The following is a 19,258-nucleotide window of genomic DNA, read 5'->3' as shown; positions in this document are numbered from 1 at the left end:
CTGAAGAGCTCAAATAACTGACTGATTTTGTGATAAATATTTAAATTTTACTCAATTTGCAAAAAGCTAGATGGTTGACCGAATTCCCCTCAACACCCTATGCTTGTACAATGGAGAATCAAAGATAATGCAGGATATCCAAACAGCGCTGAAACATTTTAATGAGGCCTTGCAGGTTTTAGAAGAGCGCCTGCCTGATCGCATAGCTGAAGCGGTAAAAGTGAAATCTGATTTGGATGCGCTGAACATAGAGGCTGCTCATATGCGGAGTGAAATTTCATCTCTAAAAAAACAGATTTCTGCTGGAGCTGCCGCGCAAAGCAAAGCCGAACAGCAAATAGATGCTGCTATGAAGCAACTGGATCAACTGATGAATGGTGTGAGTGAACATGGCTGAACTGACAATTTCTATAAATAGCAGGCCTTTTGCCATTGCATGTGCAGATGGGGAAGAGCAACGCGTAAGCCGTTTAGCAGAGGATCTTGCAGCCAGGCTGGGTGAGGTTAAAAAAAATGTCAGTGGTGCTGGGGACTCGCATTTGCTGGTTTTGGTTGGGCTGACCTTGTGTGATGAACTTAATCAACTGAATGACCAGATAGAAGGTGTTCGTCAGGATGTTGAGGCTGCTGGCAAAACCCGCATGGAGCTTGAAAAACAGGTAAAAGAATTCGAAAAGCTCATGGCGACATCTTTGGTAAGCGCGACAGAAAAAATTCAGGCACTTTCAGAACATCTCGAAAAATAATCACTCTTATCCCCCGAAAGTATCGGAAATTGCTGCCTTGAATGGGGGTGGGCTTCGTTCTATGTTCACCTCAGGAGTTGTCCTGAATAGCGGGTCGATAACGCTCGGGACCTTACGATCCTTAAGGGAACTGTCCCTGCGCTAGACCGTGGTCTTTTGCACATGGTGCCCACCTACTTATGTAGGTCTCCGGGGATCAGGCTCGTTGTCAGAGACAACTCCGACTAAGGGTTGTCCAGGATTTTTCACAAGAACCCAACATTTAGAAAGTTGAAACGTGTTCAGCACGTGTCCCCATAGCTTAATGACATCTATCAATCAGGCCTCATTATTGGCAAAAGATATACAGAAACAAAAACAAGACATCCGCCAGCTCGCTATCCAAAAGCGGCAGGAAGCCAAAAAATTTGACACGGATGACCTCAAGCTGGAACTGCTGAATGTGTTTCGCGGGTTTATTTATGAAACAGTATCCGTCGTGCTAAAAACTGACCGCCGTCGGCTTATTGGTGCGGCTTATTCAGCGGATAAGTCGGAAATTGACCCGTTGCCAATCGTGACCTTTCTACATAATGAGGGGTGGCAGACAGCCCTCCCGCGTATCGAAAAAGATGTATCTTTATCCTTTAGGGCCTGGCAACCAGGCGATGATTTGGTGATCGGCAAATTTGATATGCAAGAACCCGCGCCGGAGTCTTCGATTGTGACGCCGGATTTGGTGATTGCGCCTCTGCTGGCATTTGACAATTACGGCAACCGTCTGGGTCGTGGTGGGGGGTATTATGACCGTGCGCTGAAAACACTCAGGGCTCAGGGAAAGGTTCTGGTTGTAGGAATTGCGTTTGAAACGCAATTATTTGATCTAATTCCTCATGAAGAGCATGATGAGAAACTTGATTTCGTTTTAACACCTTCGGGTGTTCACCATTTTGAGGCGGTGAAATGAAAATTTTATTCTTGGGCGATATTGTGGGTCGGGCTGCCCGTGAAGCCGTAATTGATGAATTACCAACCTTACGACGCGATAAGGACATCGACTTTGTTGTCGTTAATGGTGAAAATGCCGCCGGTGGTTTCGGTATTACCGAAACCATTGCCAACAGCCTTTTTGATGCCGGCGTTGATGTTATCACATTGGGTAACCATGTTTGGGATCAGCGGGAAACATTAACTCACATCGACAGAGAGCCTCGACTTTTGCGTCCTGCGAATTATCCCGCTAACACACCGGGGAAAGGGGCTGGGTTGTTCACAACCGAAAAGGGTGAACAGGTGCTCATCATCACGGTGCAGGGGCAACTTTATATGGAAACCTTGGAAGACCCGTTTGCTGCGGTTGAGAGAGAGCTAGCCGCTTGCCCATTAGGTGAAGCTACTGATGCCGTGATTGTTGAAATTCATGGTGAAGCAAGTTCTGAAAAAATGGCAATGGGGCATTTCTGCGATGGGAGAGCCAGCCTTGTTGTGGGGACGCATACGCATGTGCCAACCGCAGATGTACAGATTTTTGAAAATGGTACGGCTTATCAGACTGATGCCGGTATGTGTGGTGATTATGACAGCGTGATCGGCATGGAGAAAGAAGAGCCAATGCGCCGTCTCATGACTAAAATGCGGGGCGGGCCTTTTAAGCCGGCTATGGGCGAGGTGACGCTTTGCGGTCTGATGGTGGAAACAAGGTCGGACGGGTTGGCTGCTACAGCCCGGCCATTCCGTTATGGTGGTCGGCTAGATCAGGCTGTCTAGGGCATAGCTTCTTTTTATCCTTTGGCAGGTCGTGAACAACAGGTAGAATAAACGAATCATAGGTATGATTCCTTTGATCACCCGTCGGGCATGGTATGTTCGGCAGATTAAATTGTAAAAAACCGGAACACATTCATGGCAGGTCATTCCAAATTTAAAAATATTCAGCACCGTAAAGGGGCTCAAGATAAAAAACGAGCCAAGGTTTTCTCGCGGCTATCCAAAGAAATTACCATTGCTGCTAAAATGGGCATGCCTGACCCGGACTCTAATCCTCGGCTACGAACCGCTATTACTGCCGCACGGGCGCAAAACATGCCTAAAGATAATATTGAGCGCGCGATTAAAAAGAGTGCCGATGCAGGTGGCGAAAATTATGAGGAAGTTCGCTATGAGGGTTTTGGCCCCGGTGGGATTGGTGTCATTGTTGAAACATTGACCGATAACCGAAACCGCACCGCGGGCGATGTGCGAACTGTTTTTACCAAATCTGGAGGGAATCTTGGGGAAACAGGCTCGGTGTCTTTTATGTTTGACCGTCGCGGGGCCGTTGAATATCCGGGGGACATTGCCGATGCTGATGCTGTTTTCGAGGCCGCTATTGAGGCCGGGGCAGAAGATGTTGAAAGCAGTGACGACACACATGAAATTTTATGTGCGATGGAAGAGTTGCATAATGTGGCAGCCGCGTTGGAGGGAGCGCTGGGCCCTCCGCCATCAGCTCAAATAGTTTGGAAGCCTCAAAATGAAATTTCCGTGGATGAGGAAACGGCAGAAAAAGTCCTACGAATGATGGAAGCGTTGGACGATTTGGATGATGTACAAAATGTCTATGCCAATTTTGATATTGCTGACGAGATTCTGGAAAAACTCTCTGCCTGACGCGGTGGGGTTTAGCACGATACGCCTGAGGGAAATTTGATGACCCAATCGCGCCGATTGATAGGACTGGATCCGGGGCTCAGAAATCTGGGCTGGGGAGTCATTGATGTCGTGCGCGGTAAATTGATTCATGTCGCAAATGGCACGATTAGCTCAAACGCCAAGGACGATCTCGCCGACAGATTGGTGCAACTCATGCGCGGGTTGGAGGATGTTGTCGAGACACATCACCCGCATCAGGCCGCTGTTGAAAATAGTTTCGTCAATAAGGATGGGGTGGCGACCTTGAAGCTAGGGCAGGCGCGTGCCGTGTGTCTGCTCGTTCCAGCGCAGAATGGAATGAAGGTTTTTGAATATGCGCCTAATTTTATTAAGCGCAGCATCACGGGGGCGGGCCATGCCGATAAGCACCAAATAAATGCAATGGTGAAAACACTTCTGCCTCAAGCCAAGCCAGAAAGCGAACATGCTGCCGATGCCCTTGCCATTGCCATCACACATGCACATGCGGGCGATCTTGATGAGAGGATCACTGATAATTTGGTAACGCAAGCTACACCTCTGAAGGTGAAATCATGATTGGGCGTCTCAAAGGTCTGGTAGATGGTGTTGGCGATGGTTGGGTTTTGATTGATGTTAATGGCGTCTGCTATTTGGTTGAAGGGTCGGGGCGGATGCTCTCCAGCCTGCCCGGTCAGGGTGAAATGGTGACGCTGGCAATTGAAACTTATGTGCGTGAAGACCAGTTCCGACTTTTTGGTTTTTTGTCTGAAGAAGAAAGAAGCTGGTTCAAACTCCTGCTCGGCGTGCAAGGGGTCGGAGCGAAAGTCGCGCTCGCTATTCAAAGTGTTTTGTCAGTTGGCGAGTTATCGCAAGCCGTCATGACGCAAGACAAGACCATGGTGTCGCGTGCGCCGGGTGTCGGGCCGAAAGTTGCCCAGCGGATTGTGCAGGAGCTAAAAGATAAAATACCTGAAGCCTCTTTTGTTGTGGCGGGACAGGGTGCGCCTGTTGGCGGGGCAGGTCATGATGCTGGTGTTGCAGATAATCCGGATGTGAATTCGACTGTGAGTGATGCATTGTCGGCGCTTACAAATTTAGGCTATGCGAGAAGTCAGGCACATGTCGCGGTCATGACAGTCATGGGTCAGATGAACCAATCAGATGACGAGGCCGCTACGATAAGTACCGAAGCCTTGATTAAACGTGCCCTGAAGGAGCTTGCTGAAAATGGTTGAGAGAGATGATGAAAGACAAATCTCTGCCCCCGAGCAACGTGACGATCAGGACTCAGCGATGCGCCCGCAACGACTTGCAGAATTTGTCGGTCAACATAAGGGGCGTGACAATCTTTCAGTGTTTATTCAGGCCGCTAAGTCACGGGGTGACGCGATGGACCATGTACTTTTTGCGGGGCCGCCGGGGCTTGGTAAAACAACTTTGGCGCAAATCGTTTCTCGCGAGCTAGGGGTCGGCTTTCGGGCAACATCTGGGCCAGTGATTACGAAAGCAGGTGATCTAGCTGCCTTACTGACAAACCTTGAAAGCAATGATGTTCTGTTTATTGATGAAATTCACCGCTTAAGCCCAGCTGTGGAGGAAGTCCTTTATCCGGCGATGGAAGATTTCGAGCTGGATTTAATGATTGGGGAAGGCCCAGCGGCACGATCGGTAAAAATTGACCTGCCCCCTTTTACGCTTGTTGGGGCGACTACCCGTGCTGGTTTGCTAACGACCCCTTTAAGAGACAGATTTGGCATTCAAATTTATCTTGGCTTTTATGAATTGGAAGAGCTTGAGCATATTGTCCGGCGCAATGCAGGTCTGATGGGGTTGGCGATTAATGATGAGGGCGCACGTGAAGTGGCGCGACGCTCACGCGGTACGCCGCGGGTTGCTGGTAGGCTTTTACGGCGCGTGCGTGATTTTGCAACAGTTGCGAATGCTGGGGAAATTACGGCGAAAATTGCCGATGAAGCCCTTGTGAAACTTGAGGTGGATAGCCGTGGCCTAGACGCATTGGATCATCGCTATCTTCTAACTGTGGCTGAGAAGTTTCTTGGAGGGCCAGTTGGAATTGATACGATAGCTGCCGCACTTGGTGAACCCCGCGACGCGTTGGAAGATATTGTTGAACCCTTCCTTATACAGCTTGGTTTTTTAAATCGGACACCACGCGGTCGGATGTTGATGCCCGTGGCTTTTACGCATTTGGGACTTACGCCGCCAGAAACAAAATCTGTCTTAAATGATCCTCCGTCGGAAGATTTATTTAATTCTGGGCGGGATGATAACTGATATGGGCGACCCGCTTCAACAGAGTATCCAAAACGGCATTCATAATCTGACGGTGCGGGTCTATTACGAAGATACAGATTTCTCGGGCGTTGTATATCATGCCAACTATTTGCGGTTTGCGGAGCGTGGGCGGTCAGAATTTCTACATGCATGCGGTATTCATCATTCTGATCTTTTTAGTCGCCCCGATCCTCTGGCTTTTACAGTCGTGAACATGAACATTGATTTTCTCGCGCCCGCTAAAATTGATGACAGGTTGGCGGTTATCTCAGCATATATTTTCATTAAAGGGGCGCGCTTGCATATCAAGCAGGCCATTATGCTGGGTTCTCAAATTCTATGGCGCGCTGATGTTCATGTTGCTTGTATCACGGCTGCAGGTCGTCCGGTGAGAATGCCCAAGGATGTTACAAGTCTCCTTGAACCGCATTTGACGCAAGAAGAGCATTTTCTGAATTTTATTAATAAGCCCTAGTTTGGTCACATTTATCCTGCAAAACAATAAGATATAATGCAGGAGATTAAAACGGATGAATGAATTGCTTGATGTTGTGAGCGATCCAACTCTGGTGGAGCAGGCTTCGGTGCTTTCTAATCCAGATTTAATGCACTCAGATTTCGGCCTTTATTCTTTGTTTTTGCGTGCTGACTGGGTCGTGAAAATTGTCATGATTGGCCTTGTGATGGCATCAATACAAAGTTGGGCAATCATCATTGAAAAAACAATGACAATGCGTCGGCTGTTTCGCAAAGCGGATGAATTTGAAAAACTTTTCTGGTCAGGCGAAAACATATCCAATCTCTACAAGCGCATCAATGAGCGTGCCGACCACCCTATGGCGCGGGTTTTTCTGGCTGGTATGAGAGAGTGGGTCAGAACCTCCTCAGATGGTAATGAGAAAAAAATAACCCCGGAATTGATTAACCGTGTGGATCGAACGCTAAACGGTGCGGTTGCGCAAGAGGTTGGGGCGATTTCAAACCGCTTACTATTTCTTGCAACAGTCGGTGCCATTGCCCCATTTGTAGGCTTGTTCGGCACAGTTTGGGGAATCATGAACAGTTTTCAAGCGATTGCGCTGACCCAAGATACCAATCTGGCCGTGGTTGCGCCGGGGATTGCGGAAGCACTATTCGCAACAGGCCTTGGTCTGCTCGCGGCCATTCCGGCTGTCATTGCCTATAACAAATTCACTTCGGATATTAACCGTTATGTTGCGCGTCTGGATTATTTTGCAGATGAATTTTCCATTTTTCTTGATCGCCAATCCGGTTAATCCCCAGAAGGATATATCATGGCAATTAACATGAACTCACATCAAAATAGTACTTCGCGAACCCGCGCCACGCGTCATTCGCGGCGGCATCAGGCACCTATGAGCGAAATTAATGTCACGCCAATGGTAGATGTGATGCTTGTTTTGCTGATTGTATTTATGGTCGCTGCCCCGCTTTTGACAGTTGGTGTGCCGGTTAATCTGCCCAAAACAGGGGCGAAGCCACTTACTGGCGATAACGAACCATTAGCCATAACTGTTAAGGCGGATGGTAAGGTCTTTCTTCAAGACACCGCCATTGAAACATCTAATCTTGTGTCTAAATTGCGCGCCATTTCAGATACCGGCTATGAAGAACGGATTTACGTGCGTGGTGATAAAGACGTTGCTTATGGCGATGTGGCGGATGTTGTGGCGCGCATTAATGCGGCTGGCTTTTCAAAAGTTGCCCTGGTCACAGATTTGAAATCCGGGCAGGGCAATAAATAAATGTTGCGGCAAAACCGAGCTGATTATCTTCGGTCATCCTCTCTTAATAGAGAGATTACTCTCTCGACTGTTTTGCATATCCTTGTCGGTTTATCCGCTTTCATTGTTTTGCCGACCCCCGAAAAAATCAGTCTTCCAGATTATGCCTTGCCGATTGATGTCATAACGATTGAGGAATTCACAAGGATGACGAGCCAGGACTCTCAGCCAGAGAAAAAAACTGACCAAGCTGAAGAAATCGAAAAACCTCCGGTATATATCCGACAAGAAGCAGCACCGCCTGCACAAGTTGATAATACAGACGCGATGCCTTTGCCTGAGCCAAAACCGAAAGCGGCTGAGACACCTCCCGAACAATTGCCTGCGCCGGTTAATCTGGTCGGAGATGCTGTGCCGCTTGCGCGCCCCCGACCTGCGAAACCTGAACGTAAGCCGCTATTGGATACTGCTGCTGTGCAAGCGCTTTTGGATAAGACACCCGATCTTCCAGAGCCGACACCACCCAAGCCCCTGGCAAATCTCCCGCCGGGTGAAAGAATGAGTTTGAGCGAAATAGATGCCTTCAGAGCGCAAATCCGCGCTTGCTGGTCTGTGCCTGCAGGCGCTAAGAATGCTGAAAATTTACTGGTACGCGTGCGGGTTCAACTTGATCCCACAGGGCGTCCTATTGCTAAAAAAATTATAAATCGTGCCCAACTGACTGACAGTTTTTTCCTGAGTGCTGCAGAAAGTGTTTTACGTGCGATTGAAAGATGCCAGCCTTATAAAATGCCACCGGAAAAATATGAAAGCTGGCGCGAAATGGAACTTAATTTTGACCCGAGTAAGATGTTAAATGGCTAAAGAGCAAATAAGAGGAGCAAAGAAATGATTAAAATCATAATGCGTAAAATGGTTGTGGTTCTAGCGGTGTTGGCGGCCCAAATTTCTGTCAGCTTTGCTCAGGATTTGCTACGCATTGATATTACGCAAGGCAATGTAGACCCACTCCCGATTGCAATTAACCCATTTCAGGGGCAGGACGACCAACCCAGCATGATTGGGGCGGATATAGCCAATGTCGTTAAATCAGATCTCAACCGTTCAGGATTATTTCAATCAATCAACCCTGCTGGTTTCATCGAGAAGGATTTGCGGGTCAATGCACGTCCCCGCTTTGGTGATTGGCGTATCATCAATTCGCAAGCTTTGGTTATTGGGAAAGTGTCCAATCTTGAAGATGGCAGAATAAGTATTGAGTTCCGCTTGTGGGATGTCGTTGCCGAACAACAAATGATGGGACTTCAACTCATCTCTACACCGTCTAACTGGCGCTGGGTCGGGCATTTGGTGGCCGATGCCATTTATGAGCGCTTAACGGGTGAGACAGGTTATTTTGATAGCCGCATCGTTTATGTAGATGAAACCGGCCCTAAGAATAGACGTGTGAAACGCCTCGCAATCATGGATCAGGATGGTCACAATCCACGACTTATCACAACAGGTCAGTCATTGGCGCTAACCCCGCGTTTTAGTCCGACGGCGCAGGAGATTACCTATCTTTCCTATGCCAAAGGTCAGCCAAGAGTGTTTCTTCTTAATATCGAGACCGGGCAACAAGAAATTGTCGGAGATTTTCCCGGTATGACTTTCGCGCCCCGCTTTTCACCAGATGGACAAAAAATAATCATGAGTTTGGAGCGTAACGGTAATTCAAATATCTACACGCTTGATTTGCGGACACGCATCACCCGCAGATTAACCAATACGCTGGCGATTGATACTGCGCCTTGTTATGCACCTGATGGCGAACGCATTGTTTTTGAAAGTGACCGTGCGGGGCGTCAGCAATTATATGTCATGGATGCAGATGGTAAAAATGTGCAGCGTATCAGCTACGGCGAAGGCCGCTATGCCACACCGGTATGGTCGCCGCGCGGTGACCTGATTGCTTTTACCAAGCAATTGAAAGGACGGTTTTTAATCGGGGTGATGAAGCCCGACGGGTCAGGTGAAAGAATTTTGACTGAGGGCTACCATAATGAGGGGCCTGCATGGTCGCCTAATGGGCGTGTCCTCACATTCTTTCGCGAGCAAAAAGGCGAGAAAGCTGGGCCAGGTCTATGGACGGTGGATGTCACCGGTTACAATGAACGCGCTTTGAAAACCCCAGGTTTTGCATCTGATCCGGCATGGTCACCGCTCATAAGATAAAGAAATAGCAACATTGATTAAAAAATGGATTTTATGCGTTGAAAATGCTTGCTTTTTTGATTAAGAGTAATTCTGTATGTGGGCAGGATTGTTCACAAACGTTTTTTTCTCTTTTTTAGGCTGGTTTAGGAGCAGGTTATGAGAAAGTTATTTAGATCTTCTAATATTGTCGTTGCCTTAGGGGCAAGCATTCTTCTCGCAGCTTGTTCTGCAAGTGGGACTGTCAGTGGAAGCTACGGCGGTTCAAGTGATGAAAGTGCAGTTAAAGAACTTGTCAGAAATGTTGGTGATAGGGTTTTCTTTGCGACTGACTCTGCGGCGCTTTCTGCAGAAGCCCGTTCTACAATCATGCGTCAAGCAGATTGGCTAAAAACAAACAGCAAATCTCTTACTATTGAGGGGCATGCAGATGAACGTGGCACCAGAGAATATAATATTGCCCTCGGTGCGCGTCGTGCTAATGCCGTTAAGGATTACATGATTAGTCTCGGTGTTGACGGGTCTCGTCTTCAGACTGTCTCATGGGGTAAAGAACGCCCTGTGTCCCTGTGTGCAGAAGATGCTTGCTGGTCCAAAAACCGTCGCTCGGTTTCTGTTATCCAGTAAATAGCGATTATTCTATTTTTATTAAAGGGCACTCTCGAGTGCCCTTTTTTATGCCTTATATTAGCCTTTTTTCTGTATATATATTGGCTGCAATGGAGGTTGATTATGCGTGATAAACTTATGACCCAAAAAAGAGTGTCTGACCTTGTTTATAGGTTGTTCCAGTTTTCTCTCATGGTGCTGGTTTGTGGTGCATCCATCTCTAGTTTAAAAGCTCAATCGACAACTCCCTCAAGCGGTTTAGAAGACACGGTTCAATTTTTGGATTCGTCCGACAGTGATAATCAATCTAGCGCCAATCAAACTTTAGAACAACGCATCGCTGCCATTGATGAAGCCTTACAGCTTTTGAATAGACGTCTGGAAATGATGCCAATGGGCCCTGGCCTTACCGGTGGTGGAAGTAGCTTGGAAGGTGGTACAGGTCAGGAGCTTTTGGGACGGTTAGAAAGCATAGAAAACCGGCTTTCTGCACTTGCGTCCCTACCGGGCGGCACATTTCAGGGTGATAGCATGTCCTCCGAAGAAAGCGCTGCAGGTGGTGCGGCGATTGCGGATTTGCGCGTAAGACTGACCCAGATTGAAGAAGTTATGCGCGCCCTTAACGGCAAGTTAGATGATGTCTCCTTTCGCCTCACGAAATTCAGCGAGCGTTTTGAACAGGTTTCGGCGGACTCCGAGTTTCGATTCCAGCAGTTAGAACTTGCTGCAGCCGGCGCTGGGTCAAAAGCTCAGCAAAATACATCATCTGAACCGCAAGTTCTTGGGACAATGCCCGTAAGTCCACCAGAGTCTGTCGAATTGCTTGCCAAAGCTGAAACCGTCACCTTAATTGGCGAAACAGCGCTTGACACGCCGCTGATTACCTCGAAGGCGAATAGGGCGGCAGGGACGGCAGGAAATCAGGCGAGTGGTCAGGGTGGAAGTGATGCCTCATCTGGCACGCCAAAAGAAATTTACGACTTGGCTTTGAAAAAGTTGCAAATGGGTGCTTATCAGGAAGCGCAGGCTGAGTTGCAGAATTTTCTCGATCTTTATCCGCGTGATCGTCTTGCCGGGAACGCTCAGTACTGGTTAGGGGAAACCTTTTATGTGCAGAGAGATTATAAAAATGCCACTGCCGCGTTTCTCGCCGGATACACGAATTATGGTGACAGTATTAAAGCTCCGGATAGCCTTTTGAAATTAGGTATGACGCTCGTCGTAATGGGTGAAAAAAAGACAGGCTGTGATGCCTTTGCCGAACTTTCAGCTCGTTTCCCGGATGCGCCGCAGGCAATCGTCCGTCGCGCTGAAATTGAAAGCCAACGGGCAGAATGTTCAAGCTAAGGTTGCGGTTATGGCGCCTATGAGCCCCCGCAAGTCTATAACCCCTCTAACCGGTGCGGCATTTGTCAAAAAACTTGCCGCGTTGACGAAACTTTCCAAGAATAAGCCCGCCCATTTTGCCCTAGCTGTTTCAGGCGGTGCAGATTCCTTATCTTTGCTCGTATTGGCGGCTGAAGCTAAAAAGAAAAACAAGCACTGGAATTTCTCCATTCTGACCGTAAATCATGGTCTACGTCGTGCTGCGGTGCAGGAAACCCGCTATGTCACCAAGCTGGCGAAAGCATCCGATCTGGTATGTAAAATTTTGACTCACAAGGGTGCAATTCCTAAAAATGATATTCAGTCAGCTGCGCGGAATATTCGCTATGGATTGATGTTTGACTGGTGTCATAAAAATAAAGTGGATTATCTGGTAACAGCGCATCATCTTGAAGATCAGGCCGAGACATTTTTATTGCGTCTGGCCCGTGGCTCCGGGCTTGATGGCCTATCTGGGATGCAGCGTGTCAGAAATAGTAATGGGGTGGCTTTACTCCGCCCATTTCTGGATATTCCGCGTGAGCGTCTCCACCAAACTATTGCAAAGGCTGGGCTGGAAGCGATTTCAGACCCCAGCAATTCTAACCAGCGATTTGCACGGGTCCGCATCAGGAATAAAATGGATTTATTTGCCCAAGAAGGTATGACGGCTACCCGTCTTGCGGAAACGGCAGGGCGATTATTGCAGGCGCGGCAAGCGCTTGAACAGGTTACTGAAAATTTTATGCAGGCGGCGGTGCGATTGGATGAATATGGTATCGCGCATCTTACCTATGCGTCTTTGCACGACCAGCCGGAGGATATTTTACGCCGCACCATCAATAGATTGCTCACCCCCTATGGTGGCTATCCGCCTCGAGCGGAGTCGGTTCAACGTATTTTGAACGATGTTTTCCTAAAATCACGCCCGCCAAAAGATGGGGGCAAAACAGTTAACGGTTTTGTTATACGTTTCAGGCTTAATGGCTTGCTGATATTTCGAGAATTTAGTGGCTTGCCAGAACCCGTTATCATTAAACCCGGAGAATTTTTTGTCTGGGATAACGGTACTTCTGTTCGTGTCGCCAAAAAAACCATGCTCAAAGGCACTCTAAGCATCAAGCCTTTGGGCGCAGCAGGTTTAAAAGCTATTCGTCACTTAGGGAATGATGTGCCGAAAAACTTGCCTGTCGCTGCTATACATGCCTTGCCGTCAGTTTGGCTAACATATCGCAAGAAAAGCCATATTTTGGCGGCAAAAGGGGTTTTGACGCATCAGGATATTCAATTTGACGACAAAATTTGGTTCTAAATGCCGCATGTGAAAATAAAATATCTCAAGTACTGGCATTTTGATGCTGATATTCCTATCTTATATGTATCCGTAACCGTAAATATAAAAAGGTGAGCCTTTGAATAATACGAGAAATTTGATTGTCTGGGTCGTTGTGGGGCTGCTGCTGGTATCCCTGTTTAACTTTTTTCAGGAAAGTCCAACAAGTTCAAATGCGCGTGAAATTAATTTCTCTCAATTTGTTGCCGAGGTTGAAGCCGGCAATGTTGAAGAGGTTGTGATTTCTGGTGACTCTATTACCGGTAAGCTCGCCGATGGACGACGGTTCAGTTCTTATGCGCCCCCTAATGATCCGACTCTCATTAATAGGCTTACTGAACGCGGCGTGAGCATTACCGCTAAGCCTGATACAAGTAACGCGCCTACTATTTGGGGTATTTTGTTGTCGTGGTTCCCAATGCTTCTTTTGATTGGTGTCTGGGTGTTTTTTATGCGCCAAATGCAGTCCGGTGGTGGAAAGGCGATGGGCTTTGGCAAATCAAAAGCTAAACTTCTCAATGAGGCGCATGGTCGTGTTACTTTTGAAGATGTTGCCGGTATTGACGAGGCCAAAGATGATCTTCAGGAAATCGTTGAATTTTTGAAAGACCCGGGAAAGTTCCAAAAGCTTGGTGGACGCATCCCGAAAGGCGCATTGTTGGTAGGCCCCCCAGGGACAGGTAAAACGCTACTGGCCCGGGCTATTGCTGGTGAAGCGAATGTTCCATTTTTCTCTATTTCAGGTTCTGATTTTGTTGAAATGTTTGTCGGCGTCGGTGCAAGCCGAGTTAGGGATATGTTTGAACAAGCTAAATCAAATGCGCCATGTATTATCTTCATAGATGAGATTGACGCAGTTGGACGTCATAGAGGTGCTGGTCTTGGCGGCGGAAATGATGAGCGTGAGCAAACCCTAAACCAGCTGTTGGTTGAAATGGATGGTTTTGAGGCAAATGAAGGTATTATCCTGATTGCTGCCACGAACCGTCCGGATGTGCTTGACCCTGCTTTATTGCGTCCAGGTCGTTTTGACCGTCAGGTGGTTGTGCCGAACCCGGATATTATTGGTCGCGAACGCATTTTGCAGGTTCATATGAAAAAAGTACCATTGGCGGCTGATGTTGATGCCCGTACGATTGCCCGTGGAACACCGGGTTTCTCTGGCGCAGATCTCGCTAATTTGGTCAATGAGGCAGCCTTACTTGCAGCCCGACGCAATAAGCGCACTGTTGCCATGGCTGAATTTGAAGATGCCAAGGACAAAGTTATGATGGGTGCTGAACGGCGCTCAATGGTGATGTCGGATGAAGAAAGAAAACTGACGGCCTATCACGAGGGCGGCCATGCGCTGGTCGCACTTAACCTTGAAGCGTCTGATCCTATTCACAAGGCGACTATTATTCCAAGAGGACGGGCACTTGGTATGGTCATGCGTTTACCCGAGCGCGACCAACTCTCCGTCACCCGCGCTAAGTTGAAAGCCGATTTGGCTGTCGCTATGGGCGGGCGTATAGCTGAAGAGGTCATTTTCGGACATGAGAAAGTTACTTCTGGCGCTTCATCCGATATTCAAATGGCAACCAATATGGCGAAAGCGATGGTGACGCAATTTGGCATGAGTGATGAATTGGGCCCTCTGGCATATGGTGACAATGAGCAGGAGGTTTTCCTGGGTCATTCCGTCACGCGGACACAGAACACTTCCGACGAAACCCAGAGCAAGATTGACTCTGAGACTCGTAAATTTGTCGATGAAGGCTACAAGAAGGCTGAGAGCATAATTCGTGAAAATATTGATGATTTGCATATTATTGCGAATGGTCTCCTTGAATATGAGACATTGAGTGGTGACGAAATTGAAGCTTTGCTGAAGGGTGACCCGCCTCATAGACCCGAGCCAACAGATACCGACTCCGGCCCCGGTGCGCTTTCGGCAGTCCCCTCAGTGGGTAAGTCCAAAAATGTCGGTGATGCTAAGCCGCAAAGCACCTGATTTGCGATGACTCATATTCCCTGTCTATTTGGGATTTTAAACATCACAACGGACAGTTTTTCGGATGGCGGCGCTTATCTCGACTCTGAAAAAGCATTAAAGCAAGCACTTACCTTGCATGCTGGTGGGGCGGAAATAATAGATATTGGCCCGGCCTCCAGCCATCCAGATAGCACCCCTGTTTCAGCGCGAACTGAAATTGATCGTCTTACCACTATTGTTCCGGCTCTAAAGGCGCTTAATATTCCCATCAGCATTGACAGCTATCAAACGCAAACCCAGAGATGGGCTTTGCAACAAAATGTTGATTGGATGAATGATATTCATGGGTTTGCTGACCCAGCCCTTTATTCAGACCTTGCGGCGTCTGATTGTCGACTTGTTGTCATGCATGCTATTCAATCTGCCGGCGCTGCCACGCGGACTGCGCCGCCTGCAGGAGATATTTTTGACCATATTTGCCGTTTTTTCGACACGCGACTGACGGAACTGATGAAAGCTGGAATTGATCAAACCCGAATAGTGATTGACCCTGGTATGGGATTTTTTTTGGGTGACACGCCTGAGCCATCGCTCACAATGCTGGCGCGTATTGATGAACTGAAAAAAATATTTGGCTTACCCATACTTGTTTCGGTTTCCCGCAAAAGCTTCTTGCGGGCGCTTAGTGGGCGTTCAGTAGAAGACAGCGCGCCGGTGACGCTGGCTGCTGAGTTATGGGCGGCGGCGAAAGGTGTGGACTACATCCGCACACATGATCCCTCTCAACTCAGCGATGCGCTAAAAATTAAGGGGCATCTGTCAGGTTTTGTAAAAAAATGAAATTTAGCGTGACTTGATATTAGCGCAACAGTTTGGCACTAATAAGCAGTTGATTCGTTTACTTAATTATGGTCAGGCAATGGTTCGCAAATATTTTGGTACTGATGGTATTCGTGGCACTGTGAATAAAGGTAATATGACCGGTGAAATGGCACTCAGGCTGGGTATGGCGACTGGTCGCGTTTTCCGGCGTGGTAGCTATCGGCACAGGGTTGTGATTGGTAAAGACACGCGCCTCTCAGGTTATATGATTGAGCCTGCCCTGGTTGCTGGTTTTACCTCAATGGGTATGGATGTGTTTTTGTTTGGCCCTATCCCGACACCAGCTGTGGCCTTTCTGACGCGCAGTATGCGTGCTGATGTTGGGGTCATGATTTCTGCCTCGCATAATAAATTTGAAGATAACGGTATTAAGCTATTCGGGCCGGACGGATATAAGCTGTCCGATGAACTTGAAGCTGAAATTGAAGGCTTTATGGATGACGGCGTTGGAGAGCATGTTGCGTCTGCTGATGGGCTGGGGCGTGCTAAGAGAATCGACGACGCTCAGGCGCGTTATATCGAATTTGCAAAGCGGACATTCCCACGGCAGGGTAATCTTGGTGGCGTGAAAATTGTTGTCGATTGTGCGCATGGGGCGGCTTATAAGGTTGCGCCGACAGCGCTTTGGGAACTTGGTGCAGATATTATCTCGATTGGCGTCGACCCAGATGGAGTGAATATCAATAAAGGTTGCGGCTCTACTGATACAGCCCTTTTGCGGGAAACCGTTTTACAGGAAAAAGCCGATATTGGCATTTCGCTCGACGGGGATGCGGACCGTGTGATTATTTGCGACGAAAACGGCAAAATAGTTGACGGTGATCAGATTATGGGACTGATTGCGACGGATTGGAAACATCATGAGCGTCTTACCGCGCCCGGGCTTGTGGCGACTGTTATGTCCAATCTTGGGTTGGAACGCTATCTGCAAAGCCAGGATTTGGATCTCATACGCACGAATGTTGGTGATCGTTATGTTGTGGAGCGCATGCGGGCACTTGGTTTCAATCTTGGCGGTGAACAATCCGGCCACATGATTATGAGTGATTATTCTACAACAGGTGATGGCCTGATCGCTGCCCTACAAGTTCTGGCGGTAATGCAGCAAACCGGTCAGCCAATGAGCAAGATTGGTAATATGTTTGAGCCTCTGCCACAATTACTGGAAAATGTGCGCTTTAACTCGGGTGCGCCGCTTGATCATGACCGAGTTCAGGCGGCAATTCGTGATGCCGAGGCGAAGCTGGGTAATCATGGGCGCTTGCTGGTACGCCCATCCGGAACTGAGCCGGTTATCCGCGTAATGGGCGAGGGGGATGACGAAGCGCTTGTCCGCCAGCTTGTTGGTGAGATTGTCACCACGATTGAGGAAGTTGCCGCGTGAGCGCTGGCGATACGTCCCCGACAGCACTCTACCCGAACGGAAGAATTTTGATTGTCGCCGGTTCAGACTCTGGTGGCGGCGCGGGCTTGCAAGCAGATATTAAAACAGTGACAACTTTGGGCGGATTTGCCATGACGGCTGTGACGGCGCTGACTGTTCAGAACACACACGGCGTTAAAGATATTATGGATGTTCCTCCCCATTTCGTGGCGGCGCAGATGATGGCGGTTTTGTCTGACCTTGGTGCAGATGCGGTAAAAACAGGCATGCTGGCGCGCACTGAAGTGATAGAGGCGGTTGCCCCTTTGCTGGATGATTTCCTCAACCCTGCCGTGATTGACCCGGTCATGGTGGCAAGCTCTGGGGATCGTCTGTTAACCGAGCAGGCGGTGAGTGCCATGCAAAGTCTTATGTTGCCACAAGCTGCTCTGGTTACACCCAATATGCCTGAGGCGGAGATTCTGACCAATCGTGGTGTCGAGACGCTGGATGATATGAAACATGCTGCTGATCGTTTAATGACTGATGGTGCACAAGCCGCGCTGATTAAAGGCGGTCACGGCAATGAGGCAGTGGTGACGGATTTACTCGCCGAGCAATCGGGTTTTACGGTATTTGAAAACCCACGCTTCGATAGCAAGAACACGCATGGCACGGGCTGTACGCTTGCCTCCTCTATTGCGACAGGCTTGGGTCAGGGTCTGGCACTTGTAGCTGCAGTTGAGCGCGGACTGGGCTATGTTCGCAGAGCGATTGAGACAGCCAACTCTTCTTTGGGAACAGGGCATAACAAGCCTTTGAACCATGCACATCCTGTGCTGGAAAAGTCACAAGACCCTTAAAATTAAAGCGTAAATTTTAATACCTCATATAACGTCTTGCATCTGGTAGAACACTTGTCATAGTTTCAATCAGTAATTTGTTGCGTAAGTAAGAGTCGCGTCTATGTCTGTATCTGACCGTGTGTCTGTACGAAGTGAGCTGTCTGCTTCTTCACAAATCCCTATTGATGACACAAGTGACTTCGGGTCGCGTAAACCGTCTGCAGTCACGGCGGGGCTGATATCACTCACACAAAATCTTGGGCTGAGTTGGTTCGGTAAGCGGCTGACCTATTTATTTCGCCGTATCGGTTTGTTGATGATGGGCGAGTGTGCGGATGTCACCTTGTTTGGTGCGCGTCTGCGAATTTACCCGCATAATAATGTTTCTGAGAAGCGGGTGTTATTTGCCACCCAGCTTTTTGACCCTGCCGAACGTGAGGCGCTTAAGGCGCTTGCTGCGCCGGGGGCAGTGTTTCTCGATATTGGGGCGAATGTCGGCTTGTATAGTATTTCTGTGGGGGAAGCCTTTGTGGCGCATGCGGATACGCGCATTTTGGCTGTTGAACCGCATCCTTATATTTATCGGCGGCTGGCGTTTAATGCCGCGTTAAACCCGACCTATAATATTACGGCGGTTGAAGCAGGGATTGCCGATCATGAAGGGACTCTGTCCCTGACCTTACATGGTGATAATCTGGGCGAAACAAGAATGGTGCAGGCAGATATAACAGGCTCTTTAGATAATCCCGCAGACGCGATTGCAGCAGATAAAGTCGTGGAAGTGCCTGTTATCTCCCTCATGCAGTTGGTTGACGCACAAGGGCTGAAGCGGATTGACGGCATGAAAGTGGATGTTGAAGGCTTTGAAGAAAAAGTCATGTTACCGTTTTTCGACATCGCGCCAGACGCGCTTTTGCCGCGTGTGATTATCATCGAAAACAACGTCCGCCACTGGGATGTCGATATTGTTGCCGTTGCAGCAACGCGCGGCTATGCCAGCCACCGCATCAGCAAAAATAATTTGATGCTATCGCGCGACCCCTCTTGAAATTATAATTCATGATAAAAGAGAACATCCTAACCCCTTCCATTTAATGTTAAATTTTGTTAATGTTAATTACCGCCCTTCGGACGTTAGGTCGGTGGGGTTTTAATCCCCTAAAAGTAGTTGCAATTTAAATTGCGTATAAGGTTTGATGTGATTTTCCGTGAGTTTAGGCGGGGCATTGAGCCTTTTTTATTGTTTGCAGTTAATGTCTGTTTATCTCTTTTGCGT

Annotated in this window: 21 protein-coding genes; all 21 read left to right on the top strand. The window is 48.3% G+C overall.

The window, feature by feature from the left end; genetic code table 11:
• Positions 1-127 precede the first annotated feature (127 nt).
• Positions 128-397 (top strand): hypothetical protein, encoded by a 270-nt coding sequence (locus RS24_RS05785; RefSeq protein WP_021777258.1) that lies wholly within the window; start codon positions 128-130, stop codon positions 395-397.
• A complete protein-coding gene (locus RS24_RS05780; protein ID WP_021777257.1) occupies positions 390-746 on the top strand; it encodes a cell division protein ZapA in 357 nt (118 codons plus the stop codon). The genes RS24_RS05785 and RS24_RS05780 overlap by 8 nt, the downstream gene beginning before the upstream one ends.
• Before the next feature lie 331 nt (positions 747-1,077).
• Positions 1,078-1,692, top strand: coding sequence for a 5-formyltetrahydrofolate cyclo-ligase (locus tag RS24_RS05775; RefSeq protein WP_157833789.1), 615 nt, complete (start codon positions 1,078-1,080; stop codon positions 1,690-1,692).
• The gene (locus RS24_RS05770; protein WP_021777255.1) at positions 1,689-2,492 is read left to right on the top strand and encodes a TIGR00282 family metallophosphoesterase; all 804 of its coding nucleotides are present in this window, start codon (positions 1,689-1,691) and stop codon (positions 2,490-2,492) included. Before RS24_RS05775 ends, RS24_RS05770 begins: the two co-directional genes overlap by 4 nt.
• Before the next feature lie 135 nt (positions 2,493-2,627).
• A complete protein-coding gene (locus tag RS24_RS05765) occupies positions 2,628-3,374 on the top strand; it encodes a YebC/PmpR family DNA-binding transcriptional regulator (protein WP_021777254.1) in 747 nt (248 codons plus the stop codon).
• Between the two features lie 36 nt (positions 3,375-3,410).
• On the top strand, positions 3,411-3,953 hold the full coding sequence (ruvC, locus tag RS24_RS05760) for a crossover junction endodeoxyribonuclease RuvC (protein WP_108912112.1): 543 nt from the start codon (positions 3,411-3,413) through the stop codon (positions 3,951-3,953).
• Complete coding sequence (ruvA, locus tag RS24_RS05755; RefSeq protein ID WP_021777252.1) at positions 3,950-4,612, top strand: Holliday junction branch migration protein RuvA; 663 nt, start codon at positions 3,950-3,952, stop codon at positions 4,610-4,612. Before ruvC ends, ruvA begins: the two co-directional genes overlap by 4 nt.
• Complete coding sequence (gene ruvB / locus RS24_RS05750) at positions 4,605-5,672, top strand: Holliday junction branch migration DNA helicase RuvB (protein ID WP_021777251.1); 1,068 nt, start codon at positions 4,605-4,607, stop codon at positions 5,670-5,672. Before ruvA ends, ruvB begins: the two co-directional genes overlap by 8 nt.
• A complete protein-coding gene (locus tag RS24_RS05745) occupies positions 5,662-6,147 on the top strand; it encodes a YbgC/FadM family acyl-CoA thioesterase (RefSeq protein ID WP_239642408.1) in 486 nt (161 codons plus the stop codon). The genes ruvB and RS24_RS05745 overlap by 11 nt, the downstream gene beginning before the upstream one ends.
• 55 nt (positions 6,148-6,202) lie before the next feature.
• Entirely contained in the window at positions 6,203-6,949 is a 747-nt protein-coding gene (gene tolQ, locus RS24_RS05740; RefSeq protein ID WP_021777249.1) for a protein TolQ, read from the top strand.
• Between the two features lie 30 nt (positions 6,950-6,979).
• A complete protein-coding gene (gene tolR / locus RS24_RS05735; protein WP_239642407.1) occupies positions 6,980-7,438 on the top strand; it encodes a protein TolR in 459 nt (152 codons plus the stop codon).
• On the top strand, positions 7,439-8,281 hold the full coding sequence (locus RS24_RS05730) for a HupE / UreJ protein (RefSeq protein WP_021777247.1): 843 nt from the start codon (positions 7,439-7,441) through the stop codon (positions 8,279-8,281).
• Between the two features lie 24 nt (positions 8,282-8,305).
• The gene (tolB, locus tag RS24_RS05725; RefSeq protein WP_021777246.1) at positions 8,306-9,631 is read left to right on the top strand and encodes a Tol-Pal system beta propeller repeat protein TolB; all 1,326 of its coding nucleotides are present in this window, start codon (positions 8,306-8,308) and stop codon (positions 9,629-9,631) included.
• 138 nt (positions 9,632-9,769) lie between these two features.
• Positions 9,770-10,237: a peptidoglycan-associated lipoprotein Pal gene (pal, locus tag RS24_RS05720; protein ID WP_021777245.1), complete on the top strand. Its 468-nt coding sequence runs from the start codon at positions 9,770-9,772 to the stop codon at positions 10,235-10,237.
• A 105-nt stretch (positions 10,238-10,342) separates the two neighbouring features.
• A complete protein-coding gene (gene ybgF / locus RS24_RS09765) occupies positions 10,343-11,566 on the top strand; it encodes a tol-pal system protein YbgF (protein ID WP_021777244.1) in 1,224 nt (407 codons plus the stop codon).
• Positions 11,475-12,896, top strand: coding sequence for a tRNA lysidine(34) synthetase TilS (gene tilS, locus RS24_RS09760; protein ID WP_204365698.1), 1,422 nt, complete (start codon positions 11,475-11,477; stop codon positions 12,894-12,896). Before ybgF ends, tilS begins: the two co-directional genes overlap by 92 nt.
• Before the next feature lie 100 nt (positions 12,897-12,996).
• Complete coding sequence (gene ftsH / locus RS24_RS05705) at positions 12,997-14,910, top strand: ATP-dependent zinc metalloprotease FtsH (protein ID WP_021777242.1); 1,914 nt, start codon at positions 12,997-12,999, stop codon at positions 14,908-14,910.
• 6 nt (positions 14,911-14,916) lie between these two features.
• Positions 14,917-15,732, top strand: coding sequence for a dihydropteroate synthase (folP, locus tag RS24_RS05700; protein ID WP_021777241.1), 816 nt, complete (start codon positions 14,917-14,919; stop codon positions 15,730-15,732).
• Between the two features lie 79 nt (positions 15,733-15,811).
• Positions 15,812-17,158 (top strand): phosphoglucosamine mutase, encoded by a 1,347-nt coding sequence (gene glmM / locus RS24_RS05695; protein ID WP_038300866.1) that lies wholly within the window; start codon positions 15,812-15,814, stop codon positions 17,156-17,158.
• A complete protein-coding gene (gene thiD, locus RS24_RS05690) occupies positions 17,155-18,000 on the top strand; it encodes a bifunctional hydroxymethylpyrimidine kinase/phosphomethylpyrimidine kinase (RefSeq protein ID WP_021777239.1) in 846 nt (281 codons plus the stop codon). Before glmM ends, thiD begins: the two co-directional genes overlap by 4 nt.
• 103 nt (positions 18,001-18,103) lie before the next feature.
• Positions 18,104-19,030 carry an FkbM family methyltransferase gene (locus RS24_RS05685; RefSeq protein WP_021777238.1) on the top strand — a complete coding sequence of 309 codons (927 nt, stop codon included), beginning with the start codon at positions 18,104-18,106 and terminating at the stop codon, positions 19,028-19,030.
• Positions 19,031-19,258: the final 228 nt, after the last annotated feature.

Origin of the sequence: Candidatus Micropelagos thuwalensis (assembly GCF_000469155.1) — a bacterium.
Taxonomy (GTDB): domain Bacteria; phylum Pseudomonadota; class Alphaproteobacteria; order RS24; family RS24; genus Micropelagius; species Micropelagius thuwalensis.
Note: the sequence above shows the minus strand (reverse complement) of the source record. Positions and strands in the feature narration are given on the sequence as shown.